The organism is Neorhizobium sp. BT27B (assembly GCF_050455485.1).
Taxonomy (GTDB): Bacteria; Pseudomonadota; Alphaproteobacteria; order Rhizobiales; family Rhizobiaceae; genus Neorhizobium.
Genome location: NZ_JBCIYT010000002.1, coordinates 281,781 through 296,200 on the forward strand (window position 1 = coordinate 281,781; position 14,420 = coordinate 296,200).

A 14,420-nucleotide genomic window follows, 5' to 3' on the forward strand; every position below is an offset into this window, starting at 1 on the left:
GGGCCTTTCTGCGTTCAAGCGGCAGACACTCTCTTCGCCGAAACCACCGTTTTGATAAACGCCAGAATGAACATCGCCGTCATCAGCAGCACGATGGTCGGGGCAGGGGCGCTGTCGAGGAAGAAAGCCAGATAAATGCCGCCGAGCGAGCAGCCGAGCGCCACCGCAACTGCGGTGATCATCATCGTGGTAAAACGGCGGGTCAAAAGGAAGGCGATGGCACCGGGGGCGACCAGAAGCGCGACCGAGAGGATGATGCCGATCGCTTTCAATGCTCCAACCACCGTCAGCGACAGGACGGCGAGCAGGCCGTAGTGCAGCAGTCGGGTCGGCAGGCCGATGGCTTTCGCGTGCTGTTCATCGAAGGCGTGGACGAGCAGATCCTTGCGGAAGATCAGCAGAAAGATCGTCGAGGCGATGGCGATCAGGGTGGTTTCGATCAGGTCGGAGGGCAGGATGCCGAGCATGTCGCCGAACAGGATATGATCGAGATGCACATCGGCCTGCACCTTGACGTAAAGCACCAGACCCAGCCCGAACATGCCGGAAAACACTATGCCGAGCACGGTATCTTCCTTGATACGGCTGTTTTCCTTCAGGAATCCCGTCGCCAGCGCACAGATCATGCCGGCCACGAATGCGCCGATCGAAAACGGGATCGCCAGAATATAGGCGATGACGACGCCCGGCAGTACGGCGTGGCTGACCGCATCGCCCATCAGCGACCAGCCTTTCAGCACCAGAAAACAGGAAAGGATCGCCATCGGCAGCGCGATCATCAGCGTCACCGCAAAGGCCGTGCGCATGAAATCGATCTGAAAGGGGAAGATCAGGAGGTCGATCATGTCGCTCATTGTGCTGCCTCCAGCGAGGCCTTGAGGCGGCGGCGCGCGGCGAGCATGCCGTGTTTGGGGGCAAACACGAAGGCGATCAGGAAAATCACCGTCTGGGCGACGACGATGATGCCGCCGGTGGCGCCGTCGAGGAAATAAGACAGGTAGGCGCCGAGAAAGCTGGTGCCGGCACCGATGGCAAGCGCCATCAGGATGACGCGCTGAAAACGGTCGGTGAGCAGATAGGCGGTGGCGCCGGGTGTCACGACCATGGCAACGACGAGGAACGCGCCGACCGTCTGCATGGCGGCGACGGTGGAGGCGGCCAGCAGCGCAAAAAACATCACCTTCAGCGCATCGGGTTTGAGGCCGATTGTGCGGGCGTGGTTTTCATCGAAAAAGGTGACCATCAGGTCTTTCCATTTCAACGTCAGCAGAATGAGGCTGACAGTGCCGATGATGACCAGTTGCAGCGTATCGCCGGGAGAGATGGCGAGAACATTGCCGAGCACGATGGTCTGGATATCGACCGAGGTGGGCGACAGCGACACCATGAACAGGCCAAGCCCGAAAAAGGAGGTGAAGATCAGGCCGATGATCGCGTCTTCCTTGAGCCGGGTGCGCTGGTTGAGGAAAAGCATGGCGAGTGCCGCAAGGCCGCCGGATAAAAATGCGCCGATGGCGAAGGGCAGGCCGAGCATATAGGCGCCGGCAACGCCCGGAACGATGGAGTGCGAGAGCGCATCGCCGATCAGCGACCAGCCTTTCAGCATCAGATAGGCGGAAAGGAAACCGCAGACGCCGCCGACCAGAGCCGACACCCAGATGGCGTTGAGCATGTAGCCGTAGGTGAAGGGCTCAAGAAGCGTCTGGAGCATTATCGGCCTCCGTCTGCTTCTTTTCCTTGCCGTTCCCATAGGTCACGTAAGGACGCTCGTCGTCGGTAAAGACCTTTACATGGCGTGGATCTTCATCGTCATGCAGGTCGCGGCCGCCGAGAATGAAGTGGCGCAAAACGCCGCCAAAGGCCTTTTCGAGATTGGCTTCGTTGAACGTGTCCTCCGTCTTGCCATAGGCGAGAACGGTGCCCTTGACGAAGACGGTACGGTCACAGAAATCCGGCACACTGCCGAGATTGTGGGTGGAGACCAGCATGACGCGGCCTTCGTCACGCAATGCCTTCAGAAGCGTGATGATCTGCTCTTCGGTGGTCACATCGACGCCGGTAAACGGTTCGTCGAGCAGGATCACCTGACCTTCCTGCGCCAGCGCGCGGGCGAGAAACACACGCTTGCGCTGGCCGCCGGAAAGCTCGCCGATCTGGCGCTTGCGGTATTCCTCCATGTTCACCCGCTTCAGGGCGTCGGTGACCATCTCGTGGTCCCGGCGGGAAGGAATGCGCAGGAAATTCATGTGGCCGTAACGGCCCATCATCACCACGTCCTCGACGAGGACGGGGAAATCCCAATCGACTTCTTCCGACTGCGGCACATAGGCGACGAGGTTCTTTTTCAATGCCTCGCGGGCCGACATGCCGAGGATCTCGACCGTGCCCTCATTGACGGAAACAAAGCCCATGATGGCCTTGAAGAGGGTGGATTTGCCGGCGCCGTTGACGCCGACAAGGGCGGTGATCGTGCCCTTTGGCACTTCGAAACTGGCATGTTTCAGCGCCGTGTGGCCGTTGCGATAAGCGACGCTGACATTGTCGAGGCGGATGCCGTCCACCGGTGGTTTGGCCTTGCCCATCATCATTGTGCAAGACCCTTTGCGATTGTCTCGGAGGTGACGCGCAGCAGGTCGAGATAGGTCGGTACCGGGCCGTCGGTTTCACTCAGCGAGTCGACGTAAAGCACGCCGCCATAAGTCGCGCCGGTTTCGGATGCCACCTGCCTGGCCGGCTTGTCGGAGACGGTGCTTTCCGAAAAGATCACTTTTACATCGTGTTCGCGCATGGCGTCGATAACGGCGCGCACCTGCTGCGGCGTGCCCTGGCTGTCGGCATTGACCGGCCAGAGATACAGTTCCTTGAGGCCGAAATCGCGGGCGAGATAGGAGAATGCGCCTTCACTCGTCACCAGCCAGCGGTGGTTTTCCGGCAGTTTTGCCAGTTCATCGCGGATCGGCTGGCTCATTGCCCTTATCTTGTCCGAATAGGCCTTTGCGTTGGCGGCATAGACGTCGGCGTGGGCCGGATCGACCTGCGCCAGACCCTTGCGGATGTTTTCGACGTAGATCAGCGCATTGTCCGGCGACATCCACGAATGCGGGTTGGGTTTGCCCTGATAGGCGCCACCGGCGATCGACATCGGCTCGACGCCGTCAGAGACCGTCACGCTCGGCACGTCGCCGATGTTTTTGAGGAAACGTTCGAACCAGAGTTCGAGATTGAGACCGTTGCGCAGCACCAGATCGGCATCGCGGGCGCGCAACAGATCGCGCGGCGTCGGCTGGTAATTGTGGATCTCGGCACCCGGCTTGGTGATGCTTTCGACGGTGGCGGCATCACCGGCAACGTTTTTCGCCATATCGGCAATGATGGTGAAGGTGGTGACGACCTTCGGCTTTTCCTGTGCGTGGGCCGCCAGCGGCAGGGCGAAAAGACCGGTAACGAGGCATGCAATTCTAAAAAGGGACATGGAAACCGTTTCTGCTGTTGCAAGTCATTTGCATTAGAGACTAGCGCAGATTTTATGACTGTCAATGCTATTGCGAATTATTCGCAATAAGAAAGTGATATCCTATCCTGCCTGGGTGGCGGCCGCGGATGGCAAAGTGTTCGGCTGTGAACTGAGATGGTGAGAACGGCCGGTGGGCATGGTGGGGGAAATGCGGGCATCTGGATCATTCTGATACGGATGCAACCAATATTGACCGCAATTTCGCGTGGAAAACATTAGAGAATTAAAGTTTCCTCAATAGGAATGAGTGAGTATCGGGCCTGTATTCCAGACGTGTAGTGAGTAATTGGGGTAAACCATGCCGGGGCTTGGTACGTGAAAGGCATCAAGATCCGGCTCTCGCGCAAGCTTGCCCTGATCCTCGGTGGCATCGTCGTGCTCGGCGGTGGCAGCGGCGCGGCTGCGCTTTACGCCAGCCATGCCGGCTATCTGGGCGCTTCCATTGCAAACCTAAACGGCCTTACCTGTTCCACCGTGCAGACGGTGAAGATCAAACGCGATCATCAATACTGGGTGCGCAAATACGTTGTTGCCGATACCGGTGACGGTATGGCGCGGGTGCGCACCGCCGTGCGTGTCGCCAAGGCGGTGCAGAAGGCGGAAAAGGCCGATCTGGTGCAGATCGCCATTCTCGACAAGGCGGGCCCGACCGACCGGGCCGCCATGCGCGGCCGCGCCATCGGGGCGCAGGTCATTTATACGCCCGATCCTTCGAAAGTGCCGGACGGCGTGATGAACCATCCGCTGGCGGCCTTCTATCTCGATGGCAGCGCGGATGGTACGGGCCAGTATTACGGCATGCGTGTCGATCTGCCTTACGAAGATATCGATGGCATGGCGGCAAGCCTGAGCGATTTTGCCGATTGTATCGAACCGGTCGTTGCCGGCGCCGATGGTGGGCATGGCGGTGCACCGTCCGCTCACGGCAAGAGCCCTGATGCCGGGCATGGCAAGGCGGAAGCTGGCGACCACGGTGGTGGACATGGCGAAACGCCTGCCGCCGAAGGCCACGATGCCGCGCCGGCAGAAGGCCATGATGCACCGGTTGCCGAAGGGCATGGCACACCTGATGGTGGCGAAGTGGTCGCCTCGACGCCGCAGGACAAGGGTTTTCTTAGCTCCATTACCGGCATGTTCTTTGGTGACAAAAAGGACGAAGCGCCTGCTATCGACGGTAGCACGACGGCGGCGTCGGGCGATCATACGCCGGTGACGGAACCTGCTCCGGCCGGTCATTGAAGACATCGCCGGATATCGGCAATCCTCTTATTGCTGTTGAGGTGAAAACGTCTCCGCCGTCATCCTCGGGCTCGTCCCGAGGATCTGCAACTGCCCGATATCATTGACGTGCTTAGATCCTCGGCTTAAGGCCGAGGATGACGTCCCCCATCGAAAGCGGTGCTTTATAAACAAACGGCGCCGCTTCATCAGCGGCGCCGTTTGCGTTTTGGCTGATCGGCGCGCCCCATTGGATGCGCGCCTTTACGAAAATCAGTCTGCCTTGGCCTTGCGGGCCGGGAAGAGGATGACGTCGCGGATCGACGGGGCGTTTGTCAGGAGCATGGTCAGACGGTCGACGCCGATGCCGAGGCCACCGGCCGGCGGCATGCCCTGGTCGATCGCGTCCAGAAACTCGTCGTCCAGCTGCTTGTCCTTTTCGCCGCGGGCATGGGCCTGTTCCAGCTGTTCGACCATGCGCTTGCGCTGTTCTTCAGGGTCGTTCAGTTCGGAGAAGGCATTGCCCAGTTCCCAGGCGTTGCAATAGGTCTCGAAACGCTCGACGAGGCGCGGTTCGCCCGGCACTTCCTTGGCGAAGGGCGAAATGTCCTTCGGGAAATGGGTGACGTGGCTCGGCTGGATGAGCGTGCCCTCGACCTTCTCCTCGAAGATGAAAGCTAGGCATTCGCCCCAGGTCCAGTCCTTTTCGATTTCGAAACCGGCGGCCTTGGCGGCAGCGCGGGCTTCCTCGTCGGTCTTCATGGCGAGGAAATCGATGCCGGTAACTTCCTTGACGGCGTCTGGCATGGGCACGCGTTTGAACGGGCCCTTGAAGGACATTTCCTTGTCGCCGTACATGAACTCGGTCGAGCCGTGGATCTTGACCGCCAGTTCGGCGAACATGCGCTCCACGAGGTCCATGATGTCCTCGTAATCGGCATAGGCCCAGTAGCATTCCATCATGGTGAATTCAGGATTGTGCCGGGTGGAGACGCCTTCGTTACGAAAATTGCGGTTGACCTCGAACACCTTGTCGGTGAGGCCCGAAACCAGCGTGCGCTTCAGGAACAGTTCCGGCGCGATGCGCAGGTACATGTCCTGCTTCAGCGTGTTGTGGTGGGTCTTGAATGGGTCAGCCGTGGCACCGCCATAGACGGAATGCAGCATCGGTGTTTCGACTTCCATGAAGCCGTCTTCTTCCATGAAGCGACGGATGCCGGAAACGATCTTCGAACGCTGCTGGAAACGCAGCTTGGATTCGTCGTTGCTCATGATGTCGAGGTGGCGCTTGCGATAGCGGATTTCGACATCGGCAATGCCGTTCCACTTTTCCGGCATGGGGAGAAGCGACTTGGTCAGCATGGTGATTTCGCGGGCGCTGATCGACAACTCGCCACGCTTGGTGCGGCGCACGATGCCGGTGACGCCGATAATGTCGCCGAGGTCGATCATCGCCAGCATGTTGCGGGCTTCTTCCGGGGTGACATCCTTGTGGGAGAAGATCTGGATCTTGCCGCCGGCGTCATGGATATCCATGAACATGCCGGAATTGCGCGAGGAATAGACGCGGCCGGCAACGGTGACGACATCGGTGGTTTCGACGTCGGACTCGAGATCCTTGTATTTTTCCGCCAGTTCCGCGTTGGTGATGGTGCGGTGGAAATGCGCCGGATACACGTCGCCGATGGTTTCGCGCAGCTTGGCAAGCTTCTGGGCGCGCACTTCGGTGGCGTCGGAGGAGAGGGCGGTTTCGGTCTTTGTGTCGGTCATCGTGTTCGCCTTTAGGGCTGTGTTCGTTAGGTTTACTGGGTGCATTCTGGCGCCGTATGGACGAAACCTCTCCGCATCCGTCATCCTCGGGCTTGACCCGAGGATCTAATCACATTTCCGCCAGGCCGCCTCGCCTCACCCTTAGCTAACCTTGCAGATCCTCGGGTCAAGCCCGAGGATGACGGCTGAGGGCGGAGCGGCGTCTGTGCAAAATCGCCGCCTGGGCAATTACTTTCCGTCGCCCACCATCGAGGCGACGACCGTTGCGGCAATCTTCAAACGCTGGCGCACCACCGAGCGGCCAAGAATGGCCATGCTATCGAACAGCGGCAGCGAGCGCTGCGAGCCGGACATGGCGATGAACAGTGGCGGGGTGACGACGCGCAGTTTCTTCTCCAGCTTGTCGGCGACAGCGCGCAGTTCGGCGTCGATCGCTTCCACGTTCCATTCGATCATCTTTTCGATGTCGGCCTGAACAGTGTTGATGATCACAAGCGTATCTTCCGGAGACGTCTTCAGGCCCGCAAACGAGGCCGGCGTCAGGTTGACGTCGGCGGCGAGCAGGAAGCCGGCAAGGTTCGGCAGGTCGCCTAGCTTGGTGATACGGCTCTGCGAGTGCTTCAGGCCTTCCGTCAGACGCTGGTTTTCCAGCGCCCATTCCAGCGTGCGGGCAACAAATTCTTCCGGCGTGAGTTTCTCGCGCAGCCAGCGGCCGTTCAGCCAGTCCAGCTTCTGCAGGTCGAAGATCGCGCCGGCCTTGGACAGCGCTTCCGGATCGAACTTGCCGATCAGCTCTTCCATGGTTAGCAGCTCTTCGCCTTCGGCGATCTGCACGAAGAACAGGCCGAGGAAGTTCATGAGCGCTTCCGGCAGGTAGCCCAGAGCGGAGTAATAGCTGATGGATGTGGGGTTCTTGCGCTTCGACAGTTTGGATTTGTCGGCGTTGCGCATCAGCGACAGGTGCATCCACACCGGCGCTTCCCAGCCAAAGTAGCGGTACAGCAGGATATGCTTCGGCACCGATGCGAGCCATTCCTCGCCGCGCGCGACATGGGTGATCTTCATCAGGTGGTCGTCGATGACGTTGGCCATGTGATAGGTCGGCATGCCGTCGCCCTTGATGAGCACCTGCATGTCGACCGAGTCCCACGGGATCGACACATCGCCGTAAACGCCGTCGGTGAAATCGCACGAACCTTCGGTCGGGATTTTCATGCGCACGACGGACTGCTCGCCGGCTGCCAGTTTCGAGGTGACTTCCTCGGCGCTGTAGCTGAGGCACAGGCCATCGTATTTCGGCGGCTTGCCGGCAGCGCGCTGGCCTTCGCGCATCTGCTCAAGCCGCTCGGGCGTGCAGAAGCAGCGGAAGGCATGGCCCTTGTCGAGCAGGTCCTGCGCGTAAGGCTGATACATGTCCTTGCGCTCGGACTGGCGGTACGGACCATAGGGGCCGCCGACATCCGGGCCTTCCGCCCAGGTCAGGCCGGTCCATTTCAGCGCGTCCAGAACGCGTTCCTCGAATTCGAGCGTCGAGCGGGTGGCATCCGTGTCTTCAATGCGCAGGATGAACTCGCCACCGTGCTTCTTGGCAAAGAGGTAGTTGAAAAGGGCGATATAGGCGGTGCCGACATGGGGTTCGCCGGTCGGCGAGGGAGCGATACGGACGCGCGGGGTCGGATGGATCATTGTGCTGCTCTTTTTCAAGGCGCGCTACCCGTAGAGATAGGGCGGCGCCAAGCCTGTTCCGGGAATAGGGATTGGTGCAGGCTTAGGCCATATTCAGCTGGCAGCGTCAAGAATTTTAGGCCTAACGGCCCTAGCAGTGTCTTACCAGCATCAACTGACTGGCCAGACATAGAGCAGCGCCGGGATGCTCACCAATATGATCAGGAAGGATAATGGCAGACCAAGCCTCGGATAATCGGAGAATTTGTAGCCGCCGGGGCCGAAAACGAGCGTGTTGCACTGGTGGCCGACAGGGGTGAGGAAATCGCAGCCGGCGCCGATGGCCACCGCCATCAGAAAGGCTTCCGGCCTGAAACCGAGATTGGTGGCGAAACTGGCGGCGATCGGCCCCATGACCAGCACGGTTGCCGCGTTGTTGAGGAAGGGCGTGACGGCCATGGCCGTGACGAGGATAAGGCCGAGCGCGCCCCAGGCCGGCAGGGTGGCCGCCGCCTGACCCAGCCATCCGGCGATCAGTTCGCTGCCGCCTGTCGTGCGCAGACTGTCCGACACCGGGATCAGCGCCGCCAGCATGACGAGGATCGGGCCATCCACCGACTTGTAGAAATCGGTGAGCGGAATGGCGCGGAAAACCACCATACCAAGCGCCGCCGCGAAAAACGCAACCGGAACCGGCGCGAGACCGACGGCGGTGGCGGCCATGGCGAGTGCGAGAATGATCAGCGGAATGACGGCGCGGCGGCGCGTGCCGAGCAGCACTTCGCGCTGGGCCAGCGGCAGAAGCGAAAAGTCCTGCATGATGGTCGGCATGTTCTTGCGGCTGCCCTGCAGCACGATGATATCGCCGGCCATCAGCGTCAGGGTGCCCAGCCGCTCCTTCAGCCGCTCACCGTGCCGGCTGATGGCGAGAAGATTGACGCCGCGCGTGTAGGACAGTGACAGATCTTTTGCCGAGAGCCCGCGCAGGGACGATTCCTGGCTGATGATCGCCTCGATGGAGATGACATCGGCCTGATCCTTGCCGTTTTCCATCAGTGGCTTGCCGGAAAGCTGCAGCTTGGCACCGGAGACGATGCGATCAAGGGCCTTGGACGGGCCTTCGAGCAGCACGATATCGTTGTCGCGCAATGTCAGGTCCGGAAAAGGCGCCATACGAGAGGGACCGCGCAGAACGGCATTGGCGATGACTTCGCCATCGCCCAGTTTCAACAGTTCGCCGAGGCGTTTTTCTAGCACGGTCGATTGCGGTGTGATCGTCACTTCGGCGGTGTAATTGCTGATCTCGACCGCTTCCTCGAGGGAATTGTTCTGCTTGGTCCGGCTCGGAACCAGCCAGTGGAAAAAGAGCAGGAAGGTGATGCCGACGACGGCGAGCAGCGCGCCCATCGGCGTGAAATCGAACATCGTGAAGGATTGGCCGGTCAGTTCCTCGCGAATGCGCGACACGACGATATTCGGAGAGGTGCCGATCTGCGTCATCAAGCCGCCGAGCAGCGCCGCAAAGGCCATCGGCATCAGGTATTTCGATGGTGATGCACCGGATTTCTTGGCGAACTGGAAGGCGACCGGCATCATTATGGCGAGCGCGCCGATGTTCTTGATGAAGGCGGACAACAGCGCCACCACGATCATCAGCAGTGCAAGCTGGGTGTGCAGCGAATTGAGATTGGGAAAGAATTTCTTGATGGCGGCATCGACGATGCCGGAGCGCGCGACGCCGGCCGACACGATCAGTGCCGAGCCTACGATGATGACGATATCATCGGAAAAGCCGGAAAATGCCTGGTCGAACGGCACCACGCCCACCGTGACGGCCAGAACCAGCGCGCAGCAGGCGACGACGTCATAGCGAAAGCGATCCCAGATGAACACGGCCATCATCGCCGCGATAACGGCAAAGGCAAGGATCTGCTGCGTGGTCATGGGGCTCCGGAGGCGACTGCGAGGGGAGGTAGGAAATTTGCGTGATAATGCCTCAGCCGCAAAAATGTTTCAAACAACTGCGGCGGGTTAAACGGTTTTTGCCATGCTGGACAATGGCCGGGCGCGGGATAGGATGCGTCATCCGCATCGCCGCATCAGGAGAATTTCATGACAGATATTCTGTCCATCCCCGTCACTCTGGCCGACGGGCGCCAGACTTCGCTGTCCGAATACAAGGGCAAGGTCATTCTGGTGGTCAACGTCGCTTCCAAATGCGGGCTGACCAAGCAGTATGAGGGGCTGGAAAAGCTTTATGAGGAGAAGCGTGGCGAAGGCTTCGAAATCGCGGCATTCCCGGCCAACAATTTCAAGGAGCAGGAACCGGGCACGGATGCGGAGATCGTCGAGTTCTGCCAGCTGACCTATGACGTGAAATTCCCGATCTTTTCAAAGATCTCGGTGAAGGGCCGGGACCAGCATCCGCTCTACAAGGCGCTGACCTCCGTTGAATTGCCGACCACCGGCGACGGGCCGATGAAGGAGAGATTGCGGGCTCTGGGTCTGGAATTGAAGGATGGCGGCGAGATCGTCTGGAATTTCGAAAAGTTTCTGATCGGTCGCGATGGCAGGATTGTTGCCCGTTTTGCACCGGATGTGGAGCCGCAGGACAACCGGCTTGTGTCGGCACTGGAACGGGAGCTGGCGAAGGGGTAGATTCTAGTCGGCTCTTGAAGATTTATAGCGATAATGCTATATAGCGTAAATGAGATGGATTGTCGAAATTGACAAGGCAGCTGATCCTGAGATCGAGGCTTTGCCGCCCGGTCTTCAGGCCAGATTGATCCGTCTCATCGAAGCAATCGAAAATGTTGGTCTGGATAATCTCCACGAACCGCATGTGAAGCATCTCGAAGGCAAGCTTTGGGAACTTCGTGCGAAGGCGTCGGAAGGCATTGCGCGCGGTATCTACGTGACAGTGACAGGGCGAAAAGTTCTGGTTCTGCATGTGTTTATCAAAAAAACACAGAAAACACCCATGCGCGCTTTGGAAATTGCCAGAAAACGAATGAAGGAAATAAAGCCATGACGCGGATAGCAGAACTCAAGAAGAAGCTGATGGCTAACCCGGAGTTTCGTGCGGAATATGAAAAGGCCGATGCCGAATTCAGCCTGATCGAAGCACTGGTCCGCGCGCGTAGCAACGCCAATCTCTCACAAGCGGAGCTTGCCAAGCGGATCGGCACGACCCAGTCCGCCATTGCCAGGCTTGAAGGCGGTGGAGTGTCTCCCTCGCTTTCGACATTGCGGCGTTATGCAAAGGCGACGGGATCGCGGTTGGAGATCAATCTCATCCCGCAATAGGAAAGGGCGCCTCGCGGCGCCCTTTGTATTTTGTTTTAATGCAGCGTCGTCTCACCGCTCTTTTTCTTCTTGCGGGCGTTGCGTGAGACCATGTTGAGGATCTCGACCAGCGCGGAAAAGGCCATGGCAGCGTAGATGTAGCCCTTCGGCACGTGCACGCCAAAACCTTCGGCGATCAGTGTCGCGCCGATCATCAGCAGGAAGCCCAGAGCCAGCATGACGATGGTCGGGTTCTTTTCGATGAAGTTGGCGAGCGGGTTTGCGGCCAGCAGCATGACGGTGACGGCGGCAACGACGGCGACGATCATGATCGGCAGGTGCGGCGTCATGCCGACGGCGGTGATGATGCTGTCGATCGAAAACACCAGGTCGAGAATGAGGATCTGGGTGATGGCGGCGGCGAAGGTGATCTGCACGACCTTTTCGCCAGCGCCGACCATGTCGTCCTTGTGGTCGACCGGATCGACACTGTGATGGATTTCCTTGGTCGCCTTGTAGAGCAGGAACAGGCCGCCGGCGATCAGGATCATGTCCTTCCACGAGAAGGGATGGCCGAACACTTCGAAGACCGGGTTGGTGAGCTGCACGATCCAGGCGACGGTGCCGAGCAGGCCGAGGCGCATGACGAGTGCGAGGCCGATACCGATCTTGCGGGCCTTGTCACGGTGTTCCGGCGGCAGCTTGTTGGTCAGGATCGAGATGAAGATGAGGTTGTCGATGCCAAGCACCACCTCCATGACGACAAGGGTGACGAGCGCCACCCAGGCGGTCGGATCCTGGATGAGCAGCATGATGTCTTGCATGGGGTAGTGTTCTCCTGAAACGTCGGGGCTTTATGGACAAGATATATTGTCGCCGGTTTCAGAGAAACAAGCGCACGTCTGGGGTATACGTGCGCGACATGACTATTATTCCGCAGCTCAGCTGGTTTTTTTTGTCCCATAGGCTGCCATGAAAACATGGATGGCGCCGCGGATGACGCGCTCTATCTCTTCGCGCGGCGGTGCTTCCGGCATTGTGCCGAACAGGCGGAACTTGAAAAAGCTGCCGCTGGCGAGATCGAGGAACTGACCGGAGGCCAGATCGATGTCGTCGATCTTGAGTGAACCCGCCTCGACATGCAGGGTGAGAAAATCCTGCAACACGGTGCGCAGGTTCTGCGGGCCACGGAAAAAGCGGGCACAGAGATCCGGCATCCGTTCGCGCACGCCCAGCACGGTGCGCATGGCGTTGACGATCTTTTCGTCGGTCAGATGTTCTAAAAACTTGATGCCGAACTCGGTGAGACCCGTCTCGACATTCTCGTTGCCGGCAAGAACGGTGCGCAGTGCCGCCAGAAAGGCGGCGCGCTCGCGTTCCACCATGGCAATGAAGAGATCTTCCTTGTTGGCAAAATAGACGTAGATCGTGCCCTTCGAGACGCCGGCCTCGCGGGTGATATCGTTCATGCTGGCGGCATCGAAACCTTTCTGCATGAAGACGCGTTTAGCACCGTCGACGATCTGCTCGCGTTTTGCCGGGTCCGCGCCGGCGGCAAAACGGCCTGCGGGCGAAGACGTCTCGGTAATCGGCAATGTCTTGGAACTGTCCATTTTACCTTTTTTCATCATTTCGAACCGATCGGTTCGATTGGCCCTTGATATGTGGTTTGCAAAGTTCTAAGTCAAGCCCGATTAAACCGATCGGTTCGATTGGTGCCCCGCTCTCCCTATGTAGATGGTCGATACCATGAACGCATCTCAAAATTCCGGCGCTGCACGCGCTGTCAAGCTCGAAGCCGTCGAAGACGACAAGGCCGAAGCCCGCACGGAAGCGCCGGCAAGCCCGCCGACTGCACCGACGGCTGCTGCTGCCGCGACCGCCGAACAGAAGGCCGAGCCGAAGAAAAAGAAGCGTGGCGTGGTTCTGCCCATCGTCGTGCTGGCGCTTCTCGCCGGTGGCGCGTGGTATGGTTACGAGTGGTGGACGACGGGCCGCTTCATGGTTTCGACCGATGACGCCTATATCGAAGGTGATATCGCCACCATCACGCCGAAGGTGACGGCTTTCGTCTCCAAGGTGAATGTGGTTGCCAACCAGCAGGTCAAGGCCGGCGATACGCTCGTCACGCTCGACAATGGCGATTACCAGAACGCGCTCGATCAGGCCAATGCCGCCATCGAAACGCAAAAACTGTCGCTGTCGCGCATCGATGCGCAGATTGCCGCCGGCAATGCCAGCGTCGAACAGGCGCAAGCCCAGCAGGTTGCCCTGCAGGCCGCCGTGCGCGGTGCTGAAATCACCCAGAAGCGTCAGGCGGAATTGCAGGCCAAGTCGGCCGGTACTGCCGCCGATCTCGACAGCGCCAATATCGCGCTTGATCAGGCCAAGGCGAACCTCGTCGGTGGCCAGGCCGGCATTGCCAGCGCTGAAGCCAATATCAAGATCCTCGACGCCCAGAAGCGCGAGGCCGAAGGCCAGATCCGCGGCCTTGAACTTCAGCGTGACAAGGCGGCCCGCGATCTTTCCTTCACCATCCTGAAGGCGCCGTATGACGGTGTCGTCGGCAATCGTTCGGTGCAGGAGGGCGATCTCGTTTCTTCCGGCCAGCGGCTGATGGCGCTGGTGCCGACGCGCCAGCTCTATATCGACGCCAATTTCAAGGAAACGCAGATCCAGCATCTGGAGCCGGGCTCCAAGGTGAAGGTGCATGTGGATGCCTATAGCGACGATGCGATCACCGGCACTGTGGAATCGATCGCGCCGGCTTCGGGCTCTGTGTTCTCGCTGCTGCCGCCGGAAAACGCCACGGGCAACTTTACCAAGATCATCCAGCGCGTGCCGGTGCGTATCGCCCTGCCGCAGGATGCGCTTGATAGCGGCCGTCTGCGGGCGGGCCTGAGCGTCGTCGTCGATGTCGACACGCGCACGGCACCGCAGAACTAACCCGGTTCGGATCTAACAGCCC

The 14,420-nt window shown here is 59.5% G+C and carries 14 protein-coding genes; 5 read left to right on the forward strand and 9 right to left on the reverse strand.

The window, feature by feature from the left end; genetic code table 11:
• Positions 1-14: 14 nt before the first annotated feature.
• From AAIH70_RS06815 to AAIH70_RS06830, 4 genes are read right to left on the reverse strand one after another with little or no spacing between them, the layout of a single operon-like run.
• Complete coding sequence (locus AAIH70_RS06815) at positions 15-854, reverse strand: metal ABC transporter permease (protein ID WP_132271437.1); 840 nt, start codon at positions 852-854, stop codon at positions 15-17.
• On the reverse strand, positions 851-1,711 hold the full coding sequence (locus AAIH70_RS06820; protein WP_132271438.1) for a metal ABC transporter permease: 861 nt from the start codon (positions 1,709-1,711) through the stop codon (positions 851-853). The genes AAIH70_RS06815 and AAIH70_RS06820 overlap by 4 nt, the downstream gene beginning before the upstream one ends.
• Complete coding sequence (locus AAIH70_RS06825; protein ID WP_430033665.1) at positions 1,692-2,588, reverse strand: manganese/iron ABC transporter ATP-binding protein; 897 nt, start codon at positions 2,586-2,588, stop codon at positions 1,692-1,694. The genes AAIH70_RS06820 and AAIH70_RS06825 overlap by 20 nt, the downstream gene beginning before the upstream one ends.
• Entirely contained in the window at positions 2,585-3,472 is an 888-nt protein-coding gene (locus tag AAIH70_RS06830) for a metal ABC transporter substrate-binding protein (protein WP_132271439.1), read from the reverse strand. The genes AAIH70_RS06825 and AAIH70_RS06830 overlap by 4 nt, the downstream gene beginning before the upstream one ends.
• Before the next feature lie 357 nt (positions 3,473-3,829).
• Between AAIH70_RS06830 and AAIH70_RS06835 the strand changes: the two genes are divergently transcribed.
• A complete protein-coding gene (locus AAIH70_RS06835; protein ID WP_132271440.1) occupies positions 3,830-4,753 on the forward strand; it encodes a hypothetical protein in 924 nt (307 codons plus the stop codon).
• Between the two features lie 252 nt (positions 4,754-5,005).
• On the opposite strand, the gene lysS is transcribed toward AAIH70_RS06835, so the two are convergent.
• The 3 genes from lysS to AAIH70_RS06850 form a co-directional block, all read right to left on the reverse strand.
• On the reverse strand, positions 5,006-6,502 hold the full coding sequence (gene lysS, locus AAIH70_RS06840; RefSeq protein WP_132271441.1) for a lysine--tRNA ligase: 1,497 nt from the start codon (positions 6,500-6,502) through the stop codon (positions 5,006-5,008).
• A 228-nt stretch (positions 6,503-6,730) separates the two neighbouring features.
• Positions 6,731-8,188, reverse strand: coding sequence for a glutamate--tRNA ligase (gene gltX, locus AAIH70_RS06845; RefSeq protein ID WP_132271442.1), 1,458 nt, complete (start codon positions 8,186-8,188; stop codon positions 6,731-6,733).
• 150 nt (positions 8,189-8,338) lie between these two features.
• Entirely contained in the window at positions 8,339-10,111 is a 1,773-nt protein-coding gene (locus AAIH70_RS06850) for an SLC13 family permease (protein ID WP_132271443.1), read from the reverse strand.
• Positions 10,112-10,279: 168 nt separating this feature from the next.
• Here AAIH70_RS06850 and AAIH70_RS06855 point away from each other — a divergent pair, with 168 nt between their 5' ends.
• Genes AAIH70_RS06855 through AAIH70_RS06865 form a run of 3 tightly spaced genes read left to right on the forward strand, consistent with a single transcriptional unit; the run spans position 10,280 to position 11,473 of the window.
• Entirely contained in the window at positions 10,280-10,825 is a 546-nt protein-coding gene (locus AAIH70_RS06855; RefSeq protein WP_132271444.1) for a glutathione peroxidase, read from the forward strand.
• 49 nt (positions 10,826-10,874) lie between these two features.
• A complete protein-coding gene (locus AAIH70_RS06860) occupies positions 10,875-11,198 on the forward strand; it encodes a type II toxin-antitoxin system RelE/ParE family toxin (RefSeq protein ID WP_132271445.1) in 324 nt (107 codons plus the stop codon).
• Complete coding sequence (locus AAIH70_RS06865) at positions 11,195-11,473, forward strand: helix-turn-helix domain-containing protein (RefSeq protein ID WP_132271446.1); 279 nt, start codon at positions 11,195-11,197, stop codon at positions 11,471-11,473. The genes AAIH70_RS06860 and AAIH70_RS06865 overlap by 4 nt, the downstream gene beginning before the upstream one ends.
• Positions 11,474-11,508: 35 nt before the next feature.
• On the opposite strand, the gene AAIH70_RS06870 is transcribed toward AAIH70_RS06865, so the two are convergent.
• Both AAIH70_RS06870 and AAIH70_RS06875 read right to left on the reverse strand, forming a co-directional pair.
• Entirely contained in the window at positions 11,509-12,276 is a 768-nt protein-coding gene (locus AAIH70_RS06870; protein ID WP_132271447.1) for a TerC family protein, read from the reverse strand.
• Between the two features lie 117 nt (positions 12,277-12,393).
• Positions 12,394-13,065: a TetR/AcrR family transcriptional regulator gene (locus tag AAIH70_RS06875; protein WP_132271448.1), complete on the reverse strand. Its 672-nt coding sequence runs from the start codon at positions 13,063-13,065 to the stop codon at positions 12,394-12,396.
• Between the two features lie 136 nt (positions 13,066-13,201).
• On the opposite strand from AAIH70_RS06875, the gene AAIH70_RS06880 reads away from it, so the two are divergent.
• Positions 13,202-14,398 (forward strand): HlyD family secretion protein, encoded by a 1,197-nt coding sequence (locus AAIH70_RS06880; protein ID WP_132271449.1) that lies wholly within the window; start codon positions 13,202-13,204, stop codon positions 14,396-14,398.
• Positions 14,399-14,420 lie beyond the last annotated feature (22 nt).